Annotated in this window: 2 tRNA genes and 3 rRNA genes; all 5 read left to right on the top strand. The window is 48.4% G+C overall.

Features of this window, described 5'->3' with window-relative positions:
• The first annotated feature begins 119 nt into the window (after positions 1-119).
• Positions 120-1,650, top strand: a 16S ribosomal RNA gene (locus tag R0123_RS08500).
• 61 nt (positions 1,651-1,711) lie between these two features.
• Positions 1,712-1,788: transfer RNA gene (locus R0123_RS08495), tRNA-Ile, on the top strand.
• Positions 1,789-1,806: 18 nt separating this feature from the next.
• Positions 1,807-1,882 (top strand) — tRNA-Ala (locus R0123_RS08490).
• Between the two features lie 267 nt (positions 1,883-2,149).
• Positions 2,150-5,006: ribosomal RNA gene (locus R0123_RS08485) — 23S ribosomal RNA — on the top strand.
• A 176-nt stretch (positions 5,007-5,182) separates the two neighbouring features.
• A 5S ribosomal RNA gene (rrf, locus tag R0123_RS08480) occupies positions 5,183-5,296 on the top strand.
• Together the 16S, 23S and 5S rRNA genes with 2 tRNA genes alongside form the textbook arrangement of a ribosomal RNA operon.
• The last annotated feature ends 42 nt before the right edge of the window (positions 5,297-5,338 follow it).

Here is a 5,338-nt window from a genome sequence, read left to right as displayed (position 1 = left end):
AAATTATCATTTATCAAGCAAAAATACTCAAAGTTAATTCATTTACACGATGAGCAAATTTGCTAGTAATAAATGAGCCAAGACTGACCCACTCAATGGGTTAATTAGTTATAAAGATTAAACTGAAGAGTTTGATCATGGCTCAGATTGAACGCTGGCGGCAGGCTTAACACATGCAAGTCGAACGATGATTATCTAGCTTGCTAGATATGATTAGTGGCGAACGGGTGAGTAATGCTTAGGAATCTGCCTATTAGTGGGGGACAACATTCCGAAAGGAATGCTAATACCGCATACGACCTACGGGTGAAAGGGGGCTTTTAGCTCTCGCTAATAGATGAGCCTAAGTCGGATTAGCTAGTTGGTGGGGTAAAGGCCTACCAAGGCGACGATCTGTAGCTGGTCTGAGAGGATGATCAGCCACACTGGGACTGAGACACGGCCCAGACTCCTACGGGAGGCAGCAGTGGGGAATATTGGACAATGGGGGAAACCCTGATCCAGCCATGCCGCGTGTGTGAAGAAGGCCTTTTGGTTGTAAAGCACTTTAAGTGGGGAGGAAAAGCTATTGGTTAATACCCAATAGCCCTGACGTTACCCACAGAATAAGCACCGGCTAACTCTGTGCCAGCAGCCGCGGTAATACAGAGGGTGCAAGCGTTAATCGGAATTACTGGGCGTAAAGCGAGCGTAGGTGGTTGTTTAAGTCAGATGTGAAAGCCCCGGGCTTAACCTGGGAACTGCATCTGATACTGGACAACTAGAGTAGGTGAGAGGGAAGTAGAATTCCAGGTGTAGCGGTGAAATGCGTAGAGATCTGGAGGAATACCGATGGCGAAGGCAGCTTCCTGGCATCATACTGACACTGAGGTTCGAAAGCGTGGGTAGCAAACAGGATTAGATACCCTGGTAGTCCACGCCGTAAACGATGTCTACCAGTCGTTGGGTCTCTTGAAGACTTAGTGACGCAGTTAACGCAATAAGTAGACCGCCTGGGGAGTACGGCCGCAAGGTTAAAACTCAAATGAATTGACGGGGGCCCGCACAAGCGGTGGAGCATGTGGTTTAATTCGATGCAACGCGAAGAACCTTACCTGGTCTTGACATATCTAGAATCTTGCAGAGATGCGAGAGTGCCTTCGGGAATTAGAATACAGGTGCTGCATGGCTGTCGTCAGCTCGTGTCGTGAGATGTTGGGTTAAGTCCCGCAACGAGCGCAACCCTTTTCCTTAGTTACCAGCGACTCGGTCGGGAACTCTAAGGATACTGCCAGTGACAAACTGGAGGAAGGCGGGGACGACGTCAAGTCATCATGGCCCTTACGACCAGGGCTACACACGTGCTACAATGGTAGGTACAAAGGGTTGCTACACAGCGATGTGATGCCAATCTCAAAAAGCCTATCGTAGTCCGGATTGGAGTCTGCAACTCGACTCCATGAAGTCGGAATCGCTAGTAATCGCAGATCAGAATGCTGCGGTGAATACGTTCCCGGGCCTTGTACACACCGCCCGTCACACCATGGGAGTTGATTTCACCAGAAGTGGTTAGCCTAACGCAAGAGGGCGATCACCACGGTGGGGTCGATGACTGGGGTGAAGTCGTAACAAGGTAGCCGTAGGGGAACCTGCGGCTGGATCACCTCCTTAACGAAGTTATCTGATTAGTAAGAATTCACAACAAGTTGTTCTTTAGGAAGATGTTTAAAACGGGTCTATAGCTCAGTTGGTTAGAGCACCGTGTTGATAACGCGGGGGTCATAAGTTCAAGTCTTATTAGACCCACCATATACTAACCAAGTATTAGGGGTTATAGCTCAGTTGGTAGAGCGCCTGCCTTGCACGCAGGAGGTCAGGAGTTCGACTCTCCTTAACTCCACCATATTTAAACATCAAAAGCATACATAAGCAATTTAAATAAGATTTCTTATTTATGCTTTAACTTTATGAACTGACGAAGTTCATATCATTATTTAACAACGAAAATATGAGTCTGGGTTAATTATTTAATTCCAACAAATAATTAACCATTCCAATCACACTCCACTTCTATTTTAGAAGGTGATTGGATAAAGTAAAGAGAACTGAATCAAGCGTAAACTTAGGTAAATCGTTACACATTACCCATATAGACCCCTTGGGGTTGTATGGTCAAGTAATGAAGTGCACATGGTGGATGCCTTGGCAGTCAGAGGCGATGAAAGACGTGATAGCCTGCGATAAGCGTCGGTGAGGTGGCAATATCCTGTGACCCGGCGATTTCTGAATGGGGAAACCCAACCAACATAAGTTGGTTATCCTAACCTTTGGTTAGGAGGCAAACCGGGAGAAGTGAAACATCTCAGTACCCCGAGGAAAAGACATCAATAGAGATTCCCCCAGTAGCGGCGAGCGAACGGGGAGGAGCCGATCAAACTTGTGATAGCAAAATAAGCTGGAAAGTTTAACCATAGTGGGTGATAGTCCCGTATGCGAAATCACAAATGCGACATATTAAGTAGGGCGAGACACGTGAAATCTTGTCTGAAGATGGGGGGACCATCCTCCAAGGCTAAATACTCCTGACTGACCGATAGTGAACCAGTACCGTGAGGGAAAGGCGAAAAGAACCCCTGTTAGGGGAGTGAAATAGAACCTGAAACCGTGTGCATACAAGCAGTCGGAGCGGACTTGTTCCGTGACGGCGTACCTTTTGTATAATGGGTCAGCGACTTATATTCTGTAGCAAGGTTAACCGTATAGGGGAGCCGTAGGGAAACCGAGTCTTAATAGGGCGATAAGTTGCAGGGTATAGACCCGAAACCGAGTGATCTATCCATGAGCAGGTTGAAAGTGCCGTAACAGGCACCGGAGGACCGAACCCACTGTCGTTGAAAAGCCAGGGGATGACTTGTGGATAGGGGTGAAAGGCTAATCAAACTCGGTGATAGCTGGTTCTCCCCGAAAGCTATTTAGGTAGCGCCTCGGACGAATACCATTGGGGGTAGAGCACTGTTTCGGCTAGGGGGTCACACCGACTTACCAAACCGATGCAAACTCCGAATACCGATGAGTACTATCCGGGAGACAGACGGCGGGTGCTAACGTCCGTCGTCAAGAGGGAAACAACCCAGACCGCCAGCTAAGGCCCCAAATTCCTAGTTAAGTGGGAAACGATGTGGGAAGGCACAGACAGCTAGGAGGTTGGCTTAGAAGCAGCCACCCTTTAAAGAAAGCGTAATAGCTCACTAGTCGAGTCGGCCTGCGCGGAAGATGTAACGGGGCTCAAACTAGGAGCCGAAGCTGCGGATTTAATTGTTTCAATTAAGTGGTAGGGGAGCGTTGTGTAAGCCTGTGAAGGTGTATCGTAAGGTATGCTGGAGGTATCACAAGAGCGAATGCTGACGTGAGTAACGACAATGCGAGTGAAAAGCTCGCACGCCGGAAGACCAAGGGTTCCAGTCCAACGTTAATCGGGGCTGGGTGAGTCGACCCCTAAGGCGAGGCCGAAAGGCGTAGTCGATGGGAAATTGGTTAATATTCCAATACTTGTTTATGATGCGATGGAGGGACGGAGAAGGTTATGTCAGCCTGGCGTTGGTTGTCCAGGTGAAAGGATGTAGGTAGGTTTAGTAGGCAAATCCGCTAAACTATTACTGAGATCTGATAGCAAGCCAGTTTACTGGCGAAGTGGCAAATACCATGCTTCCAGGAAAAGCTTCTAAGCGATAGTCATAAACAAATCGTACCCGAAACCGACACAGGTGGTCAGGTAGAGAATACCAAGGCGCTTGAGAGAACTCTGCTGAAGGAACTAGGCAAAATGGTACCGTAACTTCGGGAGAAGGTACGCTGCCGATGGTGATGAAACTTGCTTTCTGAGCTGTTGGCAGTCGCAGATACCAGGCTGCTGCAACTGTTTATTAAAAACACAGCACTCTGCAAACACGAAAGTGGACGTATAGGGTGTGATGCCTGCCCGGTGCTGGAAGGTTAATTGATGGGGTTAGCGTAAGCGAAGCTCTTGATCGAAGCCCCAGTAAACGGCGGCCGTAACTATAACGGTCCTAAGGTAGCGAAATTCCTTGTCGGGTAAGTTCCGACCTGCACGAATGGCATAATGATGGCAGCGCTGTCTCCAGCAGAGACTCAGTGAAATCGAAATCGCAGTGAAGATGCTGTGTACCCGCGGCTAGACGGAAAGACCCCGTGAACCTTTACTACAGCTTTACATTGAACTTTGACCTAACTTGTGTAGGATAGGTGGGAGGCTTTGAAGTAGGGACGCCAGTCCTTATGGAGCCAACCTTGAAATACCACCCTGGTTATGTTGGGGTTCTAACTTAGCTATAACAATAGCAAGGACAATGTATGGTGGGTAGTTTGACTGGGGCGGTCTCCTCCTAAAGAGTAACGGAGGAGTACGAAGGTGCGCTCAGGACGGTCGGAAATCGTCCAAAGAGTATAAAGGCAAAAGCGCGCTTAACTGCGAGACCCACAAGTCGAGCAGGTACGAAAGTAGGTCTTAGTGATCCGGTGGTTCTGTATGGAAGGGCCATCGCTCAACGGATAAAAGGTACTCTGGGGATAACAGGCTGATACCGCCCAAGAGTTCATATCGACGGCGGTGTTTGGCACCTCGATGTCGGCTCATCTCATCCTGGGGCTGAAGCAGGTCCCAAGGGTATGGCTGTTCGCCATTTAAAGAGGTACGCGAGCTGGGTTTAGAACGTCGTGAGACAGTTCGGTCCCTATCTACCGTGGGCGTTGGAAATTTGAGAGGATCTGCTCCTAGTACGAGAGGACCAGAGTGGACGAACCTCTGGTGTTCCGGTTGTCACGCCAGTGGCATTGCCGGGTAGCTACGTTCGGATGGGATAACCGCTGAAAGCATCTAAGCGGGAAGCCCACCTCAAGATAAGATTTCCCTAAAGGGCCGTTGTAGACTACGACGTTGATAGGTTGGGTGTGGAAGCACAGCGATGTGTGTAGCTAACCAATACTAATTGCCCGTTTGGCTTGACCATACAACACCCAAGTGGTTTAGATACTGTGAATCAGTCATCAAACACTCAGTGTTAAATGGTAAGTGTAAGATTTTACCTAACAAGCTTGAATCAATCTTGAATGAATTTACTTTTTAACTTAAAAAGTGAAACAAACTTAAAAAACAGACTCATAACAGCGTTGTTAATCCTTTTACGCTGACGACAATAGCAAGATGGAACCACCTGATCCCTTCCCGAACTCAGAAGTGAAACGTCTTAGCGCCGATGGTAGTGTGGTTCGCCCATGTGAGAGTAGGTCATCGTCAGCACCTTATTTAGCCCCCTTCAACGGTTGTTGGAGGGGGTTTTTG

It is taken from the genome of Moraxella sp. Pampa, from assembly GCF_035181385.1.
Classification (GTDB): domain Bacteria; phylum Pseudomonadota; class Gammaproteobacteria; order Pseudomonadales; family Moraxellaceae; genus Moraxella.
The sequence above is the reverse complement of the archived record's forward strand: the minus strand, read 5'-3'. Positions and strand labels throughout refer to the sequence as shown.